Origin of the sequence: Occultella aeris, from assembly GCF_902703175.1 — a bacterium.
GTDB lineage: Bacteria > Actinomycetota > Actinomycetes > Actinomycetales > Beutenbergiaceae > Occultella > Occultella aeris.
The window spans coordinates 89,272-107,943 of record NZ_CACRYJ010000058.1 but is presented as its reverse complement, the minus strand read 5'-3'; the positions used below and the strand labels follow the sequence as shown (position 1 = coordinate 107,943).

Annotated in this window: 13 protein-coding genes; 8 read left to right on the top strand and 5 right to left on the bottom strand. The window is 71.1% G+C overall.

Annotation, left to right across the window (positions count from 1 at the left end):
* Nucleotides 1–124 precede the first annotated feature (124 nt).
* Nucleotides 125–3,784: an ATP-binding cassette domain-containing protein gene (locus HALOF300_RS19630; RefSeq protein WP_156742595.1), complete on the bottom strand. Its 3,660-nt coding sequence runs from the start codon at nt 3,782–3,784 to the stop codon at nt 125–127.
* A 40-nt stretch (nt 3,785–3,824) separates the two neighbouring features.
* Nucleotides 3,825–6,038, bottom strand: a complete 2,214-nt coding sequence (locus HALOF300_RS19625; protein WP_156742594.1) for an alpha-amylase family protein — start codon at nt 6,036–6,038, stop codon at nt 3,825–3,827.
* 163 nt (nt 6,039–6,201) lie between these two features.
* Between HALOF300_RS19625 and HALOF300_RS19620 the strand changes: the two genes are divergently transcribed.
* The 5 genes from HALOF300_RS19620 to HALOF300_RS19600 are packed head-to-tail and all read left to right on the top strand — an operon-like array spanning nt 6,202 to nt 11,754.
* Complete coding sequence (locus HALOF300_RS19620) at nt 6,202–7,845, top strand: extracellular solute-binding protein (RefSeq protein WP_156742593.1); 1,644 nt, start codon at nt 6,202–6,204, stop codon at nt 7,843–7,845.
* On the top strand, nt 7,842–8,828 hold the full coding sequence (locus tag HALOF300_RS19615; RefSeq protein WP_408636973.1) for an ABC transporter permease: 987 nt from the start codon (nt 7,842–7,844) through the stop codon (nt 8,826–8,828). The genes HALOF300_RS19620 and HALOF300_RS19615 overlap by 4 nt, the downstream gene beginning before the upstream one ends.
* Complete coding sequence (locus HALOF300_RS19610) at nt 8,825–9,805, top strand: carbohydrate ABC transporter permease (protein ID WP_156742592.1); 981 nt, start codon at nt 8,825–8,827, stop codon at nt 9,803–9,805. The genes HALOF300_RS19615 and HALOF300_RS19610 overlap by 4 nt, the downstream gene beginning before the upstream one ends.
* 36 nt (nt 9,806–9,841) lie before the next feature.
* On the top strand, nt 9,842–10,621 hold the full coding sequence (locus tag HALOF300_RS19605; protein ID WP_156742591.1) for a ThuA domain-containing protein: 780 nt from the start codon (nt 9,842–9,844) through the stop codon (nt 10,619–10,621).
* Nucleotides 10,618–11,754: a Gfo/Idh/MocA family protein gene (locus HALOF300_RS19600; protein WP_156742590.1), complete on the top strand. Its 1,137-nt coding sequence runs from the start codon at nt 10,618–10,620 to the stop codon at nt 11,752–11,754. The genes HALOF300_RS19605 and HALOF300_RS19600 overlap by 4 nt, the downstream gene beginning before the upstream one ends.
* Nucleotides 11,755–11,864: 110 nt before the next feature.
* On the opposite strand, the gene HALOF300_RS19595 is transcribed toward HALOF300_RS19600, so the two are convergent.
* On the bottom strand, nt 11,865–12,419 hold the full coding sequence (locus tag HALOF300_RS19595; protein WP_156742589.1) for a GNAT family N-acetyltransferase: 555 nt from the start codon (nt 12,417–12,419) through the stop codon (nt 11,865–11,867).
* Nucleotides 12,420–12,535: 116 nt separating this feature from the next.
* Between HALOF300_RS19595 and dapA the strand changes: the two genes are divergently transcribed.
* Nucleotides 12,536–13,450 carry a 4-hydroxy-tetrahydrodipicolinate synthase gene (dapA, locus tag HALOF300_RS19590; protein ID WP_156742588.1) on the top strand — a complete coding sequence of 305 codons (915 nt, stop codon included), beginning with the start codon at nt 12,536–12,538 and terminating at the stop codon, nt 13,448–13,450.
* On the top strand, nt 13,447–15,132 hold the full coding sequence (locus HALOF300_RS19585) for a ribonuclease J (protein ID WP_156742587.1): 1,686 nt from the start codon (nt 13,447–13,449) through the stop codon (nt 15,130–15,132). The genes dapA and HALOF300_RS19585 overlap by 4 nt, the downstream gene beginning before the upstream one ends.
* A gap of 81 nt (nt 15,133–15,213) precedes the next feature.
* On the opposite strand, the gene HALOF300_RS19580 is transcribed toward HALOF300_RS19585, so the two are convergent.
* Nucleotides 15,214–15,780 (bottom strand): TetR/AcrR family transcriptional regulator, encoded by a 567-nt coding sequence (locus tag HALOF300_RS19580; protein ID WP_156742586.1) that lies wholly within the window; start codon nt 15,778–15,780, stop codon nt 15,214–15,216.
* Between the two features lie 85 nt (nt 15,781–15,865).
* Between HALOF300_RS19580 and HALOF300_RS19575 the strand changes: the two genes are divergently transcribed.
* Nucleotides 15,866–16,276: a hypothetical protein gene (locus HALOF300_RS19575; protein WP_156742585.1), complete on the top strand. Its 411-nt coding sequence runs from the start codon at nt 15,866–15,868 to the stop codon at nt 16,274–16,276.
* Nucleotides 16,277–16,330: 54 nt separating this feature from the next.
* Here the strand turns inward: HALOF300_RS19575 and HALOF300_RS19570 are convergent, their stop codons facing one another.
* The gene (locus HALOF300_RS19570; RefSeq protein WP_197522694.1) at nt 16,331–18,631 is read right to left on the bottom strand and encodes a family 43 glycosylhydrolase; all 2,301 of its coding nucleotides are present in this window, start codon (nt 18,629–18,631) and stop codon (nt 16,331–16,333) included.
* Nucleotides 18,632–18,672: the final 41 nt, after the last annotated feature.

Below are 18,672 nucleotides of genomic sequence, written 5' to 3'. Positions count from 1 at the left end.
TTCGTGACCTAGAACGAGCGCTCCGCGTTCACGGTTCCCAGATGTGAGGCAGATCGCTCACCGGGGACCTGACGCGGCCACCGGCGGACCCGGTAGGGGCCGCCGGTGGAGCCGGAGAGGTCAATCAGCCGGCGAGGTGGCTCCACTTGGGAGCGAGCCGGTCCCAGGGCCCGACGTCGGCCACGGTGCCATCGACCAGCACCACGACCCGGTCCGCCCGCGCGAGCGCGGCTCGCTTCGACGTCGCGCCGACCACGGTTGTGCCCCGTTCGCGCAGGGCTGCCCACAGCTCGATCTCGGTCGAGGCGTCCAGGGCGCTGGAGACGTCGTCGGCGAGCAGGAGCTCGGTGTCCGCGGCGAGGGCTCGCGCGAGCGCGAGGCGCTGCACCTGACCACCGGACAGGCGCACGCCGCGGTGCCCGACCAGTGCGTGTGGTCCGCCCGCCTCCTCCACGTCCTGCGTCAGGCGTGCGCCCCGGATCGGGCCGTCGAGGTCGCGGGCGTGGTCCAGCCGGACGTTGTCGGAGAAGGTGCCGGACAGCACTCGCGGCACCTGTGCCACGTGCGAGACCTGGGCCGGTCGCAGGAACGCCTGCGCGTCGCTCACCGCGACTCCGTTCCACCGGACCTCACCGGTGTGCTCAACCAGGCCGGCGAGCGAGGAGAGCAGCGACGACTTGCCCGAGCCGACCTGCCCGAGCAGCAGGATGAGCTCGCCGCGACGGACCTCGAGATCGACGTCGTAGACGCCGATCGTGCCGTCGTCGTGCACGGCACTCAGATGCTGCAGCTCGAGGCGCTCGAGCGGCTCGTGCGCGGGTGCGGTGGGCGCAGGGGCGACGCCGGTGACCAGGTCGACCCCGGGCCGGGCTGCGACGAGGTCGGCGCCGTCGGCGAACCGGGCGGTAGCGACCTGCCAGGCCCGGGTTCCGGGCGCCTCGGTGACCACGGCGCCCGCGACGACCCCGAACCAGGCGAACCCCATCACGGCGTTGGCGACGAGCAGGGTGGTGGCCAGGTCCCACCGGCCGGTGAGCAGGAACCCCCACGCGACGACGACGCCCACGTACAGCGTGACCATCGGGACCGAGTCGAGAACGGCCTGGACGCGGTGCTCGAAGATCGCCGCGCGCACCCGGCCCGAGTCGACCTCGCCGAGGTGCCGGCGCACGTCCGGGGTGCGGGCCGCGAGCTTCACCGTGCGGGCCGAGTCCAGCGCGGAGACGAGGGCCCGGCCGAAGCGGGCCCGGGCCGCGGACGACGCGGTCGCCGAGCGGCCCGCGATCGGCCGGCCGATCGCCGAGGCCGCGGCGGAGACCACCATCACGGCCAGGAGCACGGCGCCCGCGGTCCAGGTCCCGCTGATCAGGGCGGTGACGGCCACGATCAGGAGGCCGTTGATGAAGTCGACCCACCGGTCCGCGTACCGCGCGAACCGGTCCGCGTCCATCGCCCGGGCCACGACCTCGCCCGGCGGCGTGGCCGGCAGCCGGTGTTGCCGGGTCTGTCCGTGCATGACGGTCATCCGGATCCGCAGCAGGACCTCGACCCACCACCGCGGGTACAGGCCGATGGCTCGGGACAGGATCAGCGGCTGCGCGAGCAGCAGCACCGCGAGCGCGACGACGAGCACCACGGGAACCGTGCCCGTCTGCACCTGCTGGACCGTGCGGCCCCAGAGGTACCCGCTGACCGCACCCTGGGCGGCGACGAGACTCGCCAGCAGGAACAGGAAGGCGGCGAAGATCCCCCACCGCGGCCGCACCAGCAGGCCGTTGAGGATGCCGCGGGCCAGGCTCGGCCCCGTGCCCGGCTCGGGCACGTCCGGCGGGGTTCCCGTCCGACGGCGCCCGCCCACCGACTCCGCAGCATTCAGCGCGCCCGCCTCACTGCCGGAACCCGCCGGGGTCGCCTCGTCGGGCGCGCTCCGCCGGAGCGGGTCGCCTGCCTGCGCACCGGCGTCGACCGGGTTCGCGTCGACCGAGCCATCGGAGGCACCGTCCTTCTCGTAGTCCTCGTCGTCCAGCGAGCCGTCGCTCGCGCCGGCCTCCACCAGCGTGCGGAACGGGCCGGGCGTGCGGGCCAGCTCGGCTCGCTTGCCCTGCTGCACCACGCGGCCGTGATCGAGCACCGCGACCAGCCCGGCGCGCTCGATGGTGCCGAGACGGTGTGCGACCAGGACGCCGGTGCGCCCGCTGAGCAGCCGGTCCGATGCCGCCACCACGCGCGCCTCGGTGAGCGGGTCCATCCGGGCGGTCGCCTCGTCGAGGACCACCAGTTGCACGTCCCGAACGAGCAGGCGCGCGAACGCGACCAGCTGCTCCTCGCCGGCGGACAGCGTGGTGCCACCAGGGCCGAGGAGGGTGTCCAGGCCGTCGGGCATTCCGGACGCCCACTCGGTCAGCCCGAGCTCACGGACCGCCGCCTCGATGTCGGCCCGCGGGACGTCAGCGAACAGCGCGATGTTCTCGGCGAGCGTCCCGGCCAGGATCTCCGTGCGCTGGGTGACCACACCGACGGCGCGACGCAGTTTCTGCAGGTCGAGGCCGCGGACGTCGGCGCCACCGAGGAACACCATGCCGCGCTCCGGCTCCACGGCCCTCGACAGCAGCGCGGCCAGTGTCGACTTGCCGGAGCCGGTCCGGCCGACGAGCGCGATCGTCTCGCCCGCCGGGACCCGCAGGTCGACGCCGCTGAGTGCGAAGGTGCCCTCGGCGTAGGAGAACTCCAGGTCGCGCAGTTCCAGGTCGAGCGATCCGGCCGGGACGTCGTCCCCGCCCTCGGGTTCGGGCTCCAGGGCCAGCATCTGCCGCAGTCGCAGCACCGCGCCGAGCCCTTCCTGGATGTCGGGCAGGTGGTGGACCAGGTTGTCGATCTGTCCGATGAACATCGCGGTGACCAGGAACAACGTCACGAGCTGCTGCACGGACAGGCCACCGTCGGCGGCGATCACAGCGCTGACCACGGCGATCGCGGCCAGCAGCGAGTACGTCAGGAGGCCGGCGCGCCGGATCAGCCGCTCCTCGACCCGCACCACCTTGTGGAACTTCTCGTGAACGAGCGCCGAGAGCTGAGCGAGGCGACGCACCGCGAACGCCTGACCGAGGCTGGTGCGCAGGTCGTTGCGGGCGGCGACGGCCTCCTCGAAGGCCGCGGCGTGGTCCGTCCAGGCCATCTCCTCGATCACCTTGCGGCGAGCGATCTCGTCGAGCATCTTCCGGGTCACGAGCCAGACGACCACGGCGAGCAGCGGGAACAGGAACCACGACGGCCACCAGGTGAGGCCGGCGACGATCCACATCGGCACGGTGCCGGCGACGGTGCGACCCGCGCCCCAGAGCTGGCGGCGCACCAGGGTCCCGACGGCGTGGGTGTCGTCGTCGACCCGGTCGAGCACCTCGCCGACGGCCTGCTCGGAGAGCGCCGCGAGCGGCTGACGCAGGGCCGCGCTGAGCAGGTCGCTACGGAGCTTTCCCTCGGCCCGGTCCACGACACCGGCCCAGATCACCTGACCGACGCCGTCGAGCAGCGCACCGCCCACCACGCACACCGCGAGCAGCACGAGCCCGGCCAGCGTGGCGTTCTCGGCCAGCCGGCCGGCCGCAGCCGTGCCGAGGACCTGGCCGAGGGCGCCGATCGTGAGCGCGACCAGGGCGATCGCGGCGGCGGGCCGACGCAGGCGCCGCCAGTCGAGCCGGCGAGCGGGGTCGGTCGGGACCGGCGCAGGCAGCGGCGACGCCTCGGTAACGGGCGTGGTCTCGGGGGTGCGTGGTGCGTCGATCATCGCCCCCGAGGTTACGTCCAGCCACCGACATCTCCCGCCTCTATTTTCCGCCCGGCGACCCGTCCACGCACCCCGGTCGGCCGGTTCCGGCAGACTCCTGATCACCGGGTGTGACCACGATCACCTCGTGGCCCGTCAGGGCGGGTATCGACACCCAGAGGCGCTGCCCGTCCCGCTGGGTCGGCAGCGCGTTCCCGGAGACCAGGCCGTGGGCATGGGTCAGCGATCCGTCGGGGTCGTGGACCCCGAGCCGGTAGGGCCCCATGCTCCACAGGTCCTCGACCGTGCCGGGGGTGGCTTCCGACCGGCCGGCGTCCAGGAGGTGGATCACCCACCGGTCCGTCTGCCGGTACGGGTGCAGGTCGATCCGGCCCGGACCTTCCAGCAGCACCGGCTCAGGCCCGTCAAGGGTCCAGCGGACGAGCCCGGCGAGCAGGTGGTGGTGGTCGGCGAGATCGTTGCGGCCAGCACACCGGTCGAGGTCGGCGGCGAGGTGCACGGTGCGTCCGCGTCCGTCCTCGCCCTCGGTGACCACGATCGCGGGCAGTGCGGGCTCCGACACGGGCGGGCGCCATGAGGTCTCGGGTGGGTACACGCCGAAGGCCGGGACCGCTGTGGCCAGGACGTGCGCACCGGGCCGGACCGCCACGTGGTCGAGGTGGCCGCCGAATCCGATCAGGTCGGTGCCCGCGAGATCGGACCAGATGGGCGCGGCCGAGGCGGGCCAGTCGGTGGTGCGTTCGAGGTAGGTGTGCCGGCGGGCGTCCTCGAAGCCGCCGGTGTGCGGACCCGTCTCCCCGGTGGCCTGCCCGAGGAGGCGGGTTCCGAGGATCTCGCAGAGCGGCCCGTCCGGTGCCGGGTCACCGTTCTCGTCGAGCGCGCCGAGGCGTCCGGAGGCGATCAGGTTGCCGCCCGCCGCGACGAACGAGGCGACGGCGTCGCGTTGCGCGGCGGTGAGCACGGCCAGGTGGGGCAGGACCACGGTGGTGAACCGATGCCCCTGCGCCGCCAGGTCGTCGATGTGCATGGGCGTGACCGGGATCCGAGCCGCGAGCAGGGCGCTACGGAACCCGTCCGCCGGCGTGCTCGTGCGGGAGGCGGCGTCCTCCCCGCCGTACACCGCGGCATTCAGATCCGACCAGACCAGCGCGACCCGGCTCACCGGGGTGCGGTCGCGCAGGTAGGCCTCGTTGCGCCGGTGCCACGTGAACAGCGACCCGGCCCGGTCGTACTGGCGCCGGTCGCCATGGACGGCGCCGATGTGGTGCCACCAGGGGTCGATGCCCCCAGCGGCGCCCGCCGCCATCCACAGCGTCGTCTCGCCTGCCGGCATGGCAGCGAGCCGGAACACCGGGGTGCCCGAGCGGTACATCGCCATCGACTCGGCCAGGACGGACCCGGCGGGCATCAGCTCGGTGAGTCTGCGCCCGGTCTCGGCGTTGTCCTCGAAGCCGCGCCGGCCCCGGAACTGGTGGTCCAGGAGCGCGAGGCGGGCGTCGGAGAGCAGGGCGCGGGCGTCGATGAAGCGGTCCACCTGGGCGGTGACGGAGCCGGGCAGCATGCCCAGCCAGAGGCAGTCCGCGCCGCCGAGCTCGCGCACGATCCGAGCGTTCTCGGACCAGATCCGGTTCCGACGGGCCACGTTCCAGCGGTACCAGGACCGGTAGCCGGCGTCGCTCTGGTCGATCACGGTGGGCAGGGCGAGGCCGGTGGCGTCGTGGAAGCCCGTACGGCAGTGCTCGCAGTGGCAGACCCGACGGCGGTCCAGGCCCGCCCAGCTGTTGTCGGCGAAGCCGTCGGGCCGGTAGGCCGCGATGACCTCCGCGAGCACGGCCGGCAGGTGTTCGGTGTAGTACGGGCTGTTCACGCACGCCACGGTCAGGTCGCCGGCCCGGTACGGCGCGCCCGACGCATCGCGGGCCAGCCACTCGGGCCGGCGCACAGCCGCGTCGGCACCGACCCGGGAGGAGTCCATCCGCGCCACGACGGCGAGGCCTGCCGCCCGGGCATCGGCGACGACCTCACCGAAGAGGTCCCGGTCACCGAGGTACCGGGCGCGGGCGTGGTCGTCGATGGCCGTGGGGTAGTAGGCGACGATGCCGCCGGCGTTGACGATCACCGCGTCGATCCCGGTGGTGCGCCACTGCTCGCGCCAGCGGTCGTTCGGGTACCACGTGGGGTCCAGTTCGGTGAGGTTCGTCTGACCCCAGCGGCGGACCCTGGTGAACCAGGGAGCGGATGCGGCGCCGGTCATGAGGTGTTCGCTCCTTCGCGTGATGCAGATCTTGGCTTGCCGGAGAACTTGTTTGACAAGATTACATTGCGACTGCACACTATCAGCGAACCGCTTCGACAGCCGTTCCGGCTTCGAGCGGTGCGCAGCCCCCACGCCACGACGAAGTGAAGGTGATCCACAGATGAATCCCCGCCAACCGACGCGTATCGCTCGGCGTTCGTTCCTCACCCTGGCCGCGGGCAGCGCCGCGGCCGTACCGCTGCTCGCCGCGTGTGGCTCCGGCCCAACGGGACCCGAGTCGGGCCCCTCCGGCGGCGTCGGCGACGTCGACTCGGTGATCCCGGACTACATCCCGCGGGACATCGTCACGCCGGACTTCCCGAGCGTCGACGGCTCCACCCCCGGCTATCTGAGCTTCCCTGACGAGTTCGTGGCCTCGGTCGAGGAGGTTCCCGGCCGCGGCAGCTCGTTCACCGCGATGACCCCGTTGTGGTCCACGGTGCCACCGGGTCTGCCGGACAACAGTTACATGGTCACCGTGAACGAGGAGGTCAACGCCGACTTCCGGTTCCAGATCACCGACGGCAACGCCTACGGCGAGAAGCTCCAGGCGGTGCTTGCCGCCGAGTCGAGCGTGCCTGACTTCGTCACCATCCCGTCCTGGACCCTGCCGCCGCGCTTCGGACAGGCGGCCGAGAACCTGTTCGCCGACCTGACGCCCTACCTGGCCGGGGACAAGATCACGAAGTACCCGAACCTGGCCAACATCTCCTCGGACGCGTGGCGGTGCTGCGTGTTCAACGGCAAGCTCTACGGCCTGCCGTATCCGAGCGACCTGATCAACTCGGTCATCTTCTACCGGCACGACCTCACCGCCGAGCTCGGCATCGAGGTGGCCCCGGCGAACGCGCAGGAGTTCCTCGACCTCGCCCTCGAGCTGACCGACCCCGGCGCGAACCGCTGGGCCATGAACGACATGTGGGCCGGTGCCCAGCTCATGTTCCGGGTCCCGGACAAGTGGATCCTGGAGGACGGCAACCTGGTGCACCGCGTCGAGAGCGAGGCCTACCGCCAGGCTCTGGAGTTCCAGGCGGAGCTGTTCGCGGCGGGTGTGGTCCACCCGGACGCGGTCGCCGGTAACGAGCAGCAGGCGCGGCAGCGGTTCATCTCCGGCGAGGTCGTCCTCACCCCCGACGGCGCGGGTGGTTGGCTGAGCGCGACCCGGGAGGCCTACGCCGGCAACCCCGACTACAACCAGCAGCCGGTCCCGGCGTTCGCCGGCGACGGCGGGACGCCCGTGATCTTCAAGGGCACGCCGTCGAACCTGTTCACCTTCATCAAGCAGACCGACGACACGGAGCGTCTCGAGGAGCAGCTCGCCCTCGCGAACTACTTCGCGGCCCCGTTCGGCACGAAGGAGCAGATGCTCCTCGAGTACGGCGCCGAGGGAGTGCACCACGATCTGGACGAGGCGAACGTGCCGACGCTCAACGAGACCGGCCTGCGCGAGGTGGCGCGGACCTACACCTGGATCACCCGGCCGCCGATCGTCGCATCCCAGGTGCAGTACCCCTCCTACGTCGAGGACTTCGCCACCTGGATGGCAGGCGTGATGGAGTACGCCGTCGACCCGGTGTTCTACACGCAGCAGATCGTGGAGCCGCCCGAGTTCGGGGCTCTCGAGCAACCCTTCATCGACCTCGAGATGGACATCGCGCGGGGCCGCAGCGACATCTCGGCCCTGGACGCGGCGATCGAGAACTGGCGTTCGGCCGGTGGTGAGCGGCTGCGCGAGTTCTACGCCGAGTACCTGGACGAGCAGTGACGGCAGCTCCGCAGGCGGCGCGGCGCGAGCGGACCGGCACGCCGGTGCAGGAGGCGAAGCCCTCACCGCGCCGCAAGCGTCCGTTCCTGTCCCGGCTGCGCGAGGACTATCCGCTGCTGCTCATGTGCGCGCCGGTGGTCATCCTGCTCGCGGTGTTCATGTACGCCCCGATGCTCGGCAACGTCATCGCCTGGATGGACTACTCGCCGTACGTGGGGATCCTCGGCTCGGACTTCGTCGGCTGGTGGAACTTCCAGCGCGTCGTCGCCGACCCGCGGTTCTGGCACGCGGTCTCCAACACGCTGATCATCACCGGGTTCCAGCTGCTGTTCTTCTTCCCGGTGCCGATCGCGATGGCGATCCTGCTGAACAGCGTGCTCACCCGGCGGGTCCGGACAGCGATCCAGTCGATCGTGTACCTGCCGCACTTCTTCTCCTGGGTCATCGTCGTCTCGATCTTCCAGCAGATCCTCGGTGGCGCCGGTCTGGTGAACCAGTTCCTGCGCTCCCGTGGGCTCGAGGCCGTCGAGGTCATGACGAACCCGGACACGTTCCTGTTGCTGATCACCTCCCAGCAGGTCTGGAAGGACGCCGGCTGGGGCATGATCGTCTTCCTCGCGGCGCTGTCCACCGTGGACCGGTCACAGTACGAGGCGGCCGCCGTGGACGGCGCGGGGGCCTGGCGCAGGATCTGGCACGTGACCCTGCCGGCGCTCCGGCCGGTGATCATCCTGCTCCTCATCCTGCGGCTGGGCGACGCCCTGACGGTCGGGTTCGAGCAACTGATCCTGCAGCGAGACGCCGTCGGTGCCGGGGCCGCCGAGGTGCTCGACACCTTCGTCTACTACTCGGGCATCGTCTATGGCGACTGGAGCTATGCGGCCGCGGCCGGCCTGATCAAGGGCACCGTCAGTCTGATCCTGGTGCTCGGGGCCAACAAGATCGCGCACGTGTTCGGTGAGGCAGGGGTGTACCAACGATGACCACGACAGTCCCAAGAACGTCCGCGCCGGTGACCGGCTCGGGAGGCACCGCGACGCCCGGACCCGGGCGCCGCCGTCGGCACCCCGATCGGCCGCCCTACGAGGCGGAGCCGGGCCCGGTCGCCAAGACCGCGAAGACGACCGCCCTGACCCTGATCGTGCTGGCCGTGCTGGTGCCTCTGTGGACGGTCGTGGTCACCAGCCTGTCCACCCAGGCCGCGATCAACGACGCCGGCGGCCTGGTCCTGGTACCCGGTGAGCTGACCTTCAAGGCCTACACCGACATCATCGCCGGCGGCGTGGTCACCCGTGCGGTCGGCGTGAGCGTCTTCGTGACCGCGGTCGGGACCGCGCTCAGCCTGGCGGTGGCCATCCTCACCGCCTACGGGCTCTCCCGGCCCGGGTCGCTCGGCCACCGGCCGATCCTGTTCATGCTGCTCATCACCATGTTCTTCGGGGCCGGGATGATCCCGACCTATCTGGTGGTGGCCGGGCTCGGCCTGATCGACTCGCTGTGGGCGCTGATCCTGCCCACCGCCGTCTCCGCGTTCAACATCCTCATCATGCGGAACTTCTTCATGAACATCGACCGGGGCATCCTCGACAGCGCCCGGATCGACGGCGCCAGCGAGTGGCGCATCCTCGGCCAGATCGTGCTGCCGCTGTCCAAGGCCGTGATCGCGGTGGTCGGCCTGTTCTACGGGGTCGCCTACTGGAACGCGTTCTTCAACGCGGTGCTCTACATCAACGACTCGGCCAAGTGGCCGCTGCAGTTGGTGCTGCGCTCCTACGTGCTCCAGGGCCAGGCGGTGCCGGGCACCACGTTCGACCCGTCCAGCCTCGACGGCGGCCAGACGGCCGGCCTCGCCATCCAGATGGCCGTCGTGGTGCTCGCCATGGTGCCGGTGCTGATCGTCTACCCGTTCGTCCAGAGGCACTTCTCCAGCGGCGTCATGATCGGCGCCATCAAGGGCTGAGCACGCTCGCCGGCCCCCAACCCGAAGGGAACATCCATGACCGATTCCGACACCCCGCTCCGCGTGCTCGTCTGGGGCGAGAACCGGCACGAACAGCTCGAGGAGCATGTGGCCGCGCTCTACCCGGCCGGGATGCACGGGGCCATCGCCGCCGGCATCGCCGAACAGGCACAGGTCCCCATCGAGGTCGCCACCGCCACCCTCGACGACCCTGAGCACGGGCTCACCGAGGAGGTCCTCGCAGCCACCGACGTGCTCACCTGGTGGGGGCACAAGGCGCACCGGGAGGTCTCCGACGAGGTCGTCGACCGGGTCCAGCAGCACGTGCTGGCCGGGATGGGCCTGGTGGTGCTGCACTCCGGGCACTTCTCGAAGATCTTCAAGCGGCTGATGGGCACGACCTGCAGCCTCCGATGGCGCAACGACGCCGAGCGCGAGCTGGTCTGGACCGTCGCCCCCGACCACCCGATCGCGGCCGGGGTGCCGCACCCGATCGTGATCGAGGCTCAGGAGATGTACGGGGAGTTCTTCGATGTCCCGGTCCCGGACGAGACCGTGTTCCTGAGCACGTTCGCCGGCGGCGAGGTCTTCCGGAGCGGGCTGGTGTACCGCCGTGGGCGCGGGAAGATCTTCTACTTCTCACCCGGCGACCAGGAGTACCCCGTGTACCACCACCGCGATGTCCGGCGCGTGATCGCCAACGCCGTCGACTGGGCCCGCCCGGACGTGTCGCAGCGATCGCTGCCGGGCCTGGTCCGGGTGGGGGAGCAGCAGGACTGGACCGCCCACGCGAGCCTGCCCGAGCCGGCGCGATGACCACCGCGTCCGAGCGCCGGGTGGTCGTGGCGGGCGCGGGCAACATGGGCCGCAAGTGGATCGCTGCCATCGCCGCGACCCCGGGCGCACGCGTCGTGGGCATCGTCGACGTCGACGCGGCGGCCGCGTCCGCCGCGGCTGGGTCCCTCGGAGGCCGTGTGCACCTCGGCACCGATCTGGCCGACCTGGTCGCGGCCACCGGCGCGGACGTCGTGATGGATGCCACCGTCCCGGCCGCGCACCACGCCGTCACCGCCATCGCGCTGCGCGCGGGCTGCGCGGTGATCGGGGAGAAACCGGCGGCACAGACCCTCGCGCAGGCACTGTCCCTGTGCGCGGGTGCCGAGGCCTACGACCGGCTCGTGCTGGTCAGCCAGTCCCGCCGGTACAACCCGCACGTGGACGCGCTCGCGGCCCACGGCGCGAGCCTCGGCGGGCTCGGGATCGGCCAGACCGACTTCTACCGGGCACCGCATTTCGGCGGGTTCAGGGAGGAGATGGACCACCCGCTGCTGCTGGACATGGCGATCCACCCGTTCGACACCGCCCGCTACGTGCTCGATGCCGAACCGGTCAGCGTGTACTGCCGCTCGTTCAACCCACCCTGGAGCTGGTACCGCGGGGACGCGGCCGCGGTGGCGACGTTCGAGATGGACTCCGGTGCGCAGTACACCTACAACGCCAGCTGGTGCAGTGACGGCGCCGAGACGTCCTGGAACGGTGCCTGGCGGCTGAACGGCGCCGGCGGCACGGTGCGCTGGGACGGCGAGTCCGAGCCGGTGCTCGACGCGGCCGTGGACGTTACCCCTGCGGGACCGGCGTCGGGGGCGAGCGGGGCCCGGTCCGGTATCGCCGGCGCCTGGGACGCGTTCCTGGCGGCACTCGACGCCCCGCCGACCACGCCCCGCCCGCGCGGGCACATCCACGAGAACGTGCTCAGCCTGGCCATGGTCGAGGCCGCGATCTACTCCGCGCGAGCCGGTCTGCCGGTGGTGATCGACGACCTGCTCGAGCGGGCCCGGGAGCAAGCGCTCGCGGACGAGACCGACCCCCTCGTCCGGGAGCGGCTGGCCGGCTGGGGGCCGGTGCGCGACCACCTGCTCCGCGCGGGCCGAGCCGCGGCGGTCGGGTAGGGCTCAGGTCCCGATGCCCGACGGCGGTCGCCGGCTCGGGCGCTCGGCTGTACCGGGCGTCATGCCCGACGGCGGTCGCCGGCTCGGGCGGTCGGTCTGCCGGGGTCGCGTCAGAGCGTCGCGGCCCAGGCCGCCTCGGGCACCTGGGTGCCGGCGACCTCGAGCACGCGCCGGACCCCGAGCGGCTCGAACCCGGCGGTGCCCAGGAAGTCCTCCCTGGCGGCGTCGCCCTCGAGCACCCACGTGCGCACCAGGCTGGCGCTCGTGCTGCCGAGGATGTCGGTGCACGCGGCGAGCAGCCGCGAGCCGTGGCCCTCGCGAACGTGCTCGGGGTCCACGTACAGGGCCACGATCTCACCGGTGTCGTTCGACTCGGGAGCCGGTGCGAGGGCCGCGAAGCCGACCACCTCGGGGCCGGCACACGCCGTCAACAACCGGTGCTTCGCCGTCGGCGGGGTAGTGATGGCAGCGCGCCACGCGCCCGCGAACACGTCCGGGTCGAGCCCGGCGAGGACCTCCGCCGGGACGACCGCGGCGTGCGCCGCGCGCCACGCCGCGACCTGGATGGCACCGAGGGTCGCGGCGTCCTCCGCCAGCGACGGCCGGACCGAGACGTCGGCCGTGAGTCCGTGGGAGTGGCCGGCGTGCGAGCTCTGCGAAGTCATCCACCCAGGCTAGGCGCTGCCGGGCGCGGCTGCGTCCAGCCGGCGCCCGGCCGGCACGGCGGGCCGGCCGGTGGTCCGATACGCCTGCGGAGGCGCGCAAGCGGTACCGTCATCCCATGCCCAGCCTGAGCCCTTCGCGCACGTTCGGGTCCGTCTCGGTGGCGATGGTCACCCCGATGAACTCCGACGGCAGCATCGACATACCGTCATCTCGTCGACTCGCCCGGCACCTGGTCAAGTCGGGCTGCGATGCCCTGGTCCTGAACGGAACCACGGGGGAGTCCCCGACGACGCACCAGCCGGAGAAGGACGAGTTCGTCGCTGCGGTGGTCGACGAGGTCGGTGCGGAGGCGATGATCATCGCCGGGGCTGGCTCCAACGACACCGCGCACGCGGTCCGGATCGCCGAGGCAGCGCAGCGCACCGGTGCCGACGGCCTGCTCGTGGTGAGCCCCTACTACAACCGGCCCTCGCAGGAGGGCGTCTACCAGCACATCCGAGCCGTCGTCGACTCCGTCGACCTGCCGGTCATGCTCTACGACATCCCCGGCCGTACCGGCGTCGCGATCGGAGATGCGATCCTCGATCGGCTCGCCGAACACCCGCGCGTCCTGGCCGTCAAGGACGCCACCGGCGACGTCGCCCAGGGCTTCGACCGGATGCGCCGAACCGGCCTGGAGTTCTACTCCGGTGACGACGCCCTCAACCTCGCGTGGCTGACCCACGGCGCCTCCGGCGTGGTGAGCGTCGTCGGGCACGTCGTGGCCGGCGGCTACGTGGACATGGTCCGCGCCATCGACGACGGCGACCTCTCCCGAGCGCGCGACCTGTCGGCAGGCCTCACCCCGATCCTGGACGCGCTGATGGGCGGCGGCCAGGGTGCCGTGATGGCCAAGGCTGCGCTCGCCCTGCAGGGCGTCATTCCGCATCCCACCGTCCGCCTGCCCCTCGTGGAGCCGAGCGACACCGAGATCTCTGACCTGCGCGCCGTCTTGCGCGCCCACGGACTACTTGAGGAAGTCACTACATGAGTCATCCCCACCCCGACCTTCAACTCCCCGGGCCGCTCGCGCCCGGCGCACTTCGCATCGTCCCCCTCGGGGGCCTCGGCGAGGTCGGCCGCAACATGACGGTGTTCGAGTACGACGGCAAGCTCCTGATCATCGACTGCGGGGTGCTGTTCCCCGAGGACCACCAGCCCGGCGTCGACCTGATCCTGCCCGACTTCGACTACATCTCCGACCGCCTGAACGACATCGAGGCGATCGTGCTCACACACGGTCATGAAGACCACATCGGCGCGGTGCCCTACCTGCTGCGGCTGCGGCGGGACATCCCGCTGGTCGGCTCCCAGCTCACCCTCGCGTTCCTCGAGGCGAAGCTGAAGGAACACCGGATCACCCCGAACCTGCAGCCGGTCTCCGAGGGCCAGCGACGCAAGTTCGGCGCGTTCGACCTCGAGTTCGTGGCCGTGAACCACTCGATCCCGGACGCGCTGGCCGTGGCCGTACGGACCCCGGCCGGATCGATCCTGCACACTGGCGACTTCAAGATGGACCAGCTGCCACTCGACGGGCGCATCACCGACCTGCGTGCGTTCGCCCGACTCGGCGAGGAGGGCATCGACCTGTTCATGGTCGACTCCACCAATGCCGAGGTGCCCGGCTTCACCGTGGCCGAGCGGGAGATCGGGCCCGTTCTGGACGGCGTCTTCACGCGGGCCGACGGCCGGATCGTGGTGGCCTCGTTCTCCTCGCACGTGCACCGCGTGCAGCAGGTCCTCGATGCCGCGAACGCGCACGGGCGCCGGGTGGCGCTGGTCGGCCGGTCGATGGTGCGGAACATGACCATCGCCGCCGAGCTCGGCTACCTGCACGTACCCGACGGTGTCCTCATCGACGTCAAGAAGATCGACGACCTGCCCGACGACCGGGTGGTGCTGATGTGCACCGGGTCCCAGGGTGAGCCGATGGCGGCGCTGTCCCGGATCGCGAACCGGGACCACCGGGTCTCGGTCGGCCCAGGGGACACCGTGATCCTCGCGTCCTCGCTGATCCCCGGCAACGAGAACGCCGTGTTCCGGATCATCAACGGCCTGATCCGGCTCGGCGCGAAGGTGGTGCACCAGTCCAACGCGCGCGTGCACGTCTCCGGGCACGCCTCCGCCGGCGAGCTGCTGTACTGCTACAACATCGTGCGACCGAAGAACGTGATGCCGGTGCACGGCGAGATCCGCCACCTGGTCGCCAACGGGGCGCTCGCCGTCTCCACCGGTGTGCCTCCGGAGCGGGTCGTCCTCGCCGAGGACGGCGTGGTCGTCGACCTGATCAAGGGCAAGGCCCGCATCGCCGGCGCCGTGCCGTGCGGCTATGTGTACGTGGACGGCTCGTCCGTCGGCGGGGTCACCGAGGCCGAGCTCAAGGACCGCCGGATCCTCGGCGAGGAGGGCTTCATCTCCATCTTCGCGGTGGTGGACTCCTCGACGGGCAAGGTGGTCTCCGGCCCCCAGCTGCACGCCCGCGGCGTGGCCGAGGACGACGCGAAGCTTGCCGAGATCGTCCCCGAGCTGACCAAGGCGCTGTCCGAGGCGACTGCCGGTGGCACCGCTGACACCCACCAGCTGCAGCAGGTCATCCGCCGGGTCGTGGGCCGCTGGGCCTCGACCCGGCTGCGCCGCCGCCCGATGATCATCCCTGTCGTCGTCGAGGCCTGAACCACAGGCGCTGCACTCTCGAGGGCCCTCGGCACACCGTGCCGGGGGCCCTCGCACACCGGGGCCTCAGCGTGCCGGGCGTCAGCCTGCTGAGGACCGGAGCGCCGCGGCGTACCGGTGGGCGTGTTCGCTCTCGTCACCCGGCAGCAGACCGGCCAGCTCCAGGCTGACCAGCCCGTGCACGAGACCCCACAGGCGTAGCGCCATCGGCTCGGGGCCGGCATCGCCGACCTCCGCACGAGGAAGCCGGGCGACGGCGTCACGCAGGACGCCGAACGTCGGCTCGGCCAGGGTGTCCTTGGACCGGCGGACCCCGCCCGCCGCGAACATCACCCGGTAGAAGTGCGGGTCGGCCAACGCGCTCTCGCGGTAGGCCAGCCCCAGCGCGAACAGGTCCGCTCCCGGATCGCCCGTGCGGGGCACCGTCGCCAGGTGCCGACCGAACCGCTCGAACCCCTCGTCCACCACCGCCGCGATCAGCCCGTCACGCCCACCGAACAGCGTGTACACGGCGGCCGTAGTGGTGCCGGCGGCGGCGGTCACCGCCCGCAGCGACATGCCGTCCGGTCCGTTGGCCGACAGCGCCCGGGAGGCGTGCTCGAGCAGGCTCGTGCGCAGGGTGTCGTCATGGGTGCGGGGGCGGGCCATGAGGCGAGTCTAGGGCTTGACACAGGTTTTCTCACAGCGTTAGATAACAGTGTTAGTAAACCGGAGCAGAGATCGGATGATCGCCATGATCGAGTTGTCCCAGGCCGCCACAACGACGGCCGGCGTTGCGATCCTCGCCGCCGTGACCGTGACCAGCGGCGGCTACTTCCTGACGAAGGTGGTCACAGGCAAGGTGCCCACCACCGCCTTCCAGACCGCGTTCTTCCGCGCTGGGCACGCCCACGCCGGCGTGCTCATCGTGTTCGGCCTGGTCTGCCTCCTGCTCACCGAGGCGACGGCGTTGGCCGGCTTCTGGCGCTGGCTCGCCGGCACCGGGGTGCTGGTCGCGGCGATCGCCATGCCGGCCGGGTTCTTCTTCTCCGCGATGGGCAAGGGCCGGGAGCGTCCGAGCCGCTGGATCGCGCTCCTCTACCTGGGCGCACTCTCCCTGATCGCCGGTCTCATCACCCTGGGGATCGGCCTCCTGAACGTGTGAACCCGGTGCGCCGGACTCGAATGGGGCCGGCGGTCACTTCCTGCGTCGTGTCGCTCAGCGGTACACCCGGAACCAGTCGAATCGGGCGCTGATGGGCGGTTGGTCGGGCCGAGCCGCCAGATCCTGTGCCACCAGTCCGACCTGGGGCTGCGGTCCAGCAGGAAGCGTGCGCGTGCCGTGCCAGACCCAGTGCTCGCCATCCATGCTGATCGCGGCCCGATAGAGATGCTCGCCGTTCTCGGCGACGGTGTGCTGCAGTCGCAGCCACATGGTGTCGCGGCTGGGGCCGAGGGCGGCATGACCGTAGGCGACCGGACCGCCGCTGGGCGTCTCCCTTGCGAACGCTACGAAGCGGCGTGACTCCCGGGTGGTGTATGCCAGTTCGACCCACTCGTCGTCACCTGTGTACGCGATCAGCCCAGCCTGGGGCCAGCCGTAGGGGATGGAGTCCCCGAACGGGATCGTCACCCTCGTCTCGGCCGTCCAGGTGCCCTCCGGCATGTCACGCAACAACAGTGACGGCCGGGTCTCGGCCTGGGGGCGGCTGTTGATCAGGGTCGACCGCTGGATGCCGAATTCGAGTTCGCCATCAGCGACGGTGGCCGCTGGGTCACGCAGCCAAGTCCACGCCGCGGCGAGACCGTCGTCGAACTCGTCGGAGTAGGTCGGGTCGAGTGACCCCACCGTGGGTTCGGCGACCTGCTCCGTGACCGGCGTGAACAGGCGCGCTACCGTCACGTCGTCGAAGTCCGCAGCAGTTCCGTCCGCATGCAACGTCACCACCCCGGACCGGGAGGCGTTCGGGATCCTGAGCGAGATCTCCGCAACCGGGTCGTACTGGCCGGACTCGCTGACGGCGGCGCGCAGGGCCCCGCCGGAGACGACCAGCTCGATCTCATGCCAGCTCTCGTAGTCGAAGTTCGCAGGCAGGGGCGCGGTAGCCGCTGCGCGTGGTCCTCTCCCGGTCAGACCCGAGACCACGAGTTGCGACGACGCGCGATCGATGGACACAGTCAGATGACGGCCCCCCTGCGCCGGGATCGAGATGCTGGCCAGGCCTCCCGGTCCGGCGGACAGCCGCACCAGAGCGCGAGCACGGAGATCGCCGTCGACCGTGGCGATCGAGGTGAGCGGGGCGCCGGAACCGGTGTGGACGTATCCGCCGGTCACTCCCTGACGGCGCTCCCAACCATCCGTACCGTTCCAGCCGGAGAGGTCGTGCTCGAACGCGTCACTGATGAACGCGTCGTTGTTCGGTCCGGGGACCGGCCCCGACGGCATCCCTTCGCCGGCACTGCCGATCGGCCACCCGTCGATCCAGTCCAGCCTGGTGAGCGCGAGACCGCGCGCGTTCTCCGTGCCGGCGACGTATGGATCGAACCGGTTCAGCGCATGGCTGACGATCCAGTCCTGTCCGGACAGATCGGTGGCGACCGCGTTGTGGCCGGTGCTGACGAACTCGTTCCCGTTGGGCGCCAGGACCGGGGTTCCACCCCCTTGCGGCCCGTTCAGGGTGTGCCCGTCGCGATCGAGGAACGGGCCGGTCGGTTCCGTCGAGCGGCCCACCATGATCGGATAGCCGGAGGCGGCCCCGGCGCAGCAGCCGCCGATCACCGACAGGAACAGGTAGTAGTAGCCGTCTCGATGAACGACGTAGGGCGCTTCGTAGCGATGTGCGTCGGTCAGCTGAACGGGGTCGCCGTCGGCGCGCAGACCGTCCGCGGACAGTTTGACGACCCGTACGCCGCCCTGCACCGACCCGTAGTACAGGTAGCGAGTGCCGTCGGGCGTCGTCACCAGCTCCGGGTCGATGTTGTTGCGGATCTCGGTGACGCCGGGCCGCACCTCCCAGGTCTCGTTGCCCACGACGACCTCACCCGTGTCCGTCCACGGACCGGCCGGGTGCTCAGCGGTCGCCGCCGCCACCGTCCGCCAGGGCGTGCCGGGCGCCTGGACGACGTACGAGTAGTAGAGCACGTAGCGGCCGTCGAGATAGGCGATCTCCGGCGCCCAGAACTGCCGGTTGGCGTCGGCCGGCTTGCCGTCGTAGGTGGGAATCGTCTCAGGCGTGAACACAGGGCCGACCCACTCCCAGTTCACCAGGTCGTCGGACCGGCTGATCATCATGTTCTGCTTCTGGTCCCCGTCGTAGCGCCGCCCGTTGGTCGCATACGCGTACCAGTAGCCGTCGTGCCCGCGGATGATCGTGGGGTCGGCGAAGTTCTGGGTGAAGCTCGTGGACACGGGGTTCGTGTAGGTGGTCATGGTTTCCTGGACTGTGGCGTGGCCGTGACCGGGCGCGAGCGTGCCGGCCAGTGTGGTGAGGGCGATGGCGATACTGAGCAGTCGGCGCATGGCACTTCCCTGTCGTGAGGTTGTCATGGGGCCCGAGGGGG

What these genes read in the sequence shown, in the direction of transcription:
- HALOF300_RS19575 (WP_156742585.1), top strand. Translation starts at nt 15,866, where the DNA reads ATGATCGAGTTGTCCCAGGCCGCCACAACGACGGCCGGCGTTGCGATC.
- HALOF300_RS19610 (WP_156742592.1), top strand. Translation starts at nt 8,825, where the DNA reads ATGACCACGACAGTCCCAAGAACGTCCGCGCCGGTGACCGGCTCGGGA.
- HALOF300_RS19600 (WP_156742590.1), top strand. Translation starts at nt 10,618, where the DNA reads ATGACCACCGCGTCCGAGCGCCGGGTGGTCGTGGCGGGCGCGGGCAAC.
- dapA (WP_156742588.1), top strand. Translation starts at nt 12,536, where the DNA reads ATGCCCAGCCTGAGCCCTTCGCGCACGTTCGGGTCCGTCTCGGTGGCG.
- HALOF300_RS19580 (WP_156742586.1), bottom strand. Translation starts at nt 15,780, where the DNA reads ATGGCCCGCCCCCGCACCCATGACGACACCCTGCGCACGAGCCTGCTC.
- HALOF300_RS19605 (WP_156742591.1), top strand. Translation starts at nt 9,842, where the DNA reads ATGACCGATTCCGACACCCCGCTCCGCGTGCTCGTCTGGGGCGAGAAC.
- HALOF300_RS19620 (WP_156742593.1), top strand. Translation starts at nt 6,202, where the DNA reads ATGAATCCCCGCCAACCGACGCGTATCGCTCGGCGTTCGTTCCTCACC.
- HALOF300_RS19570 (WP_197522694.1), bottom strand. Translation starts at nt 18,631, where the DNA reads ATGCGCCGACTGCTCAGTATCGCCATCGCCCTCACCACACTGGCCGGC.
- HALOF300_RS19630 (WP_156742595.1), bottom strand. Translation starts at nt 3,784, where the DNA reads ATGATCGACGCACCACGCACCCCCGAGACCACGCCCGTTACCGAGGCG.
- HALOF300_RS19585 (WP_156742587.1), top strand. Translation starts at nt 13,447, where the DNA reads ATGAGTCATCCCCACCCCGACCTTCAACTCCCCGGGCCGCTCGCGCCC.
- HALOF300_RS19595 (WP_156742589.1), bottom strand. Translation starts at nt 12,419, where the DNA reads ATGACTTCGCAGAGCTCGCACGCCGGCCACTCCCACGGACTCACGGCC.
- HALOF300_RS19625 (WP_156742594.1), bottom strand. Translation starts at nt 6,038, where the DNA reads ATGACCGGCGCCGCATCCGCTCCCTGGTTCACCAGGGTCCGCCGCTGG.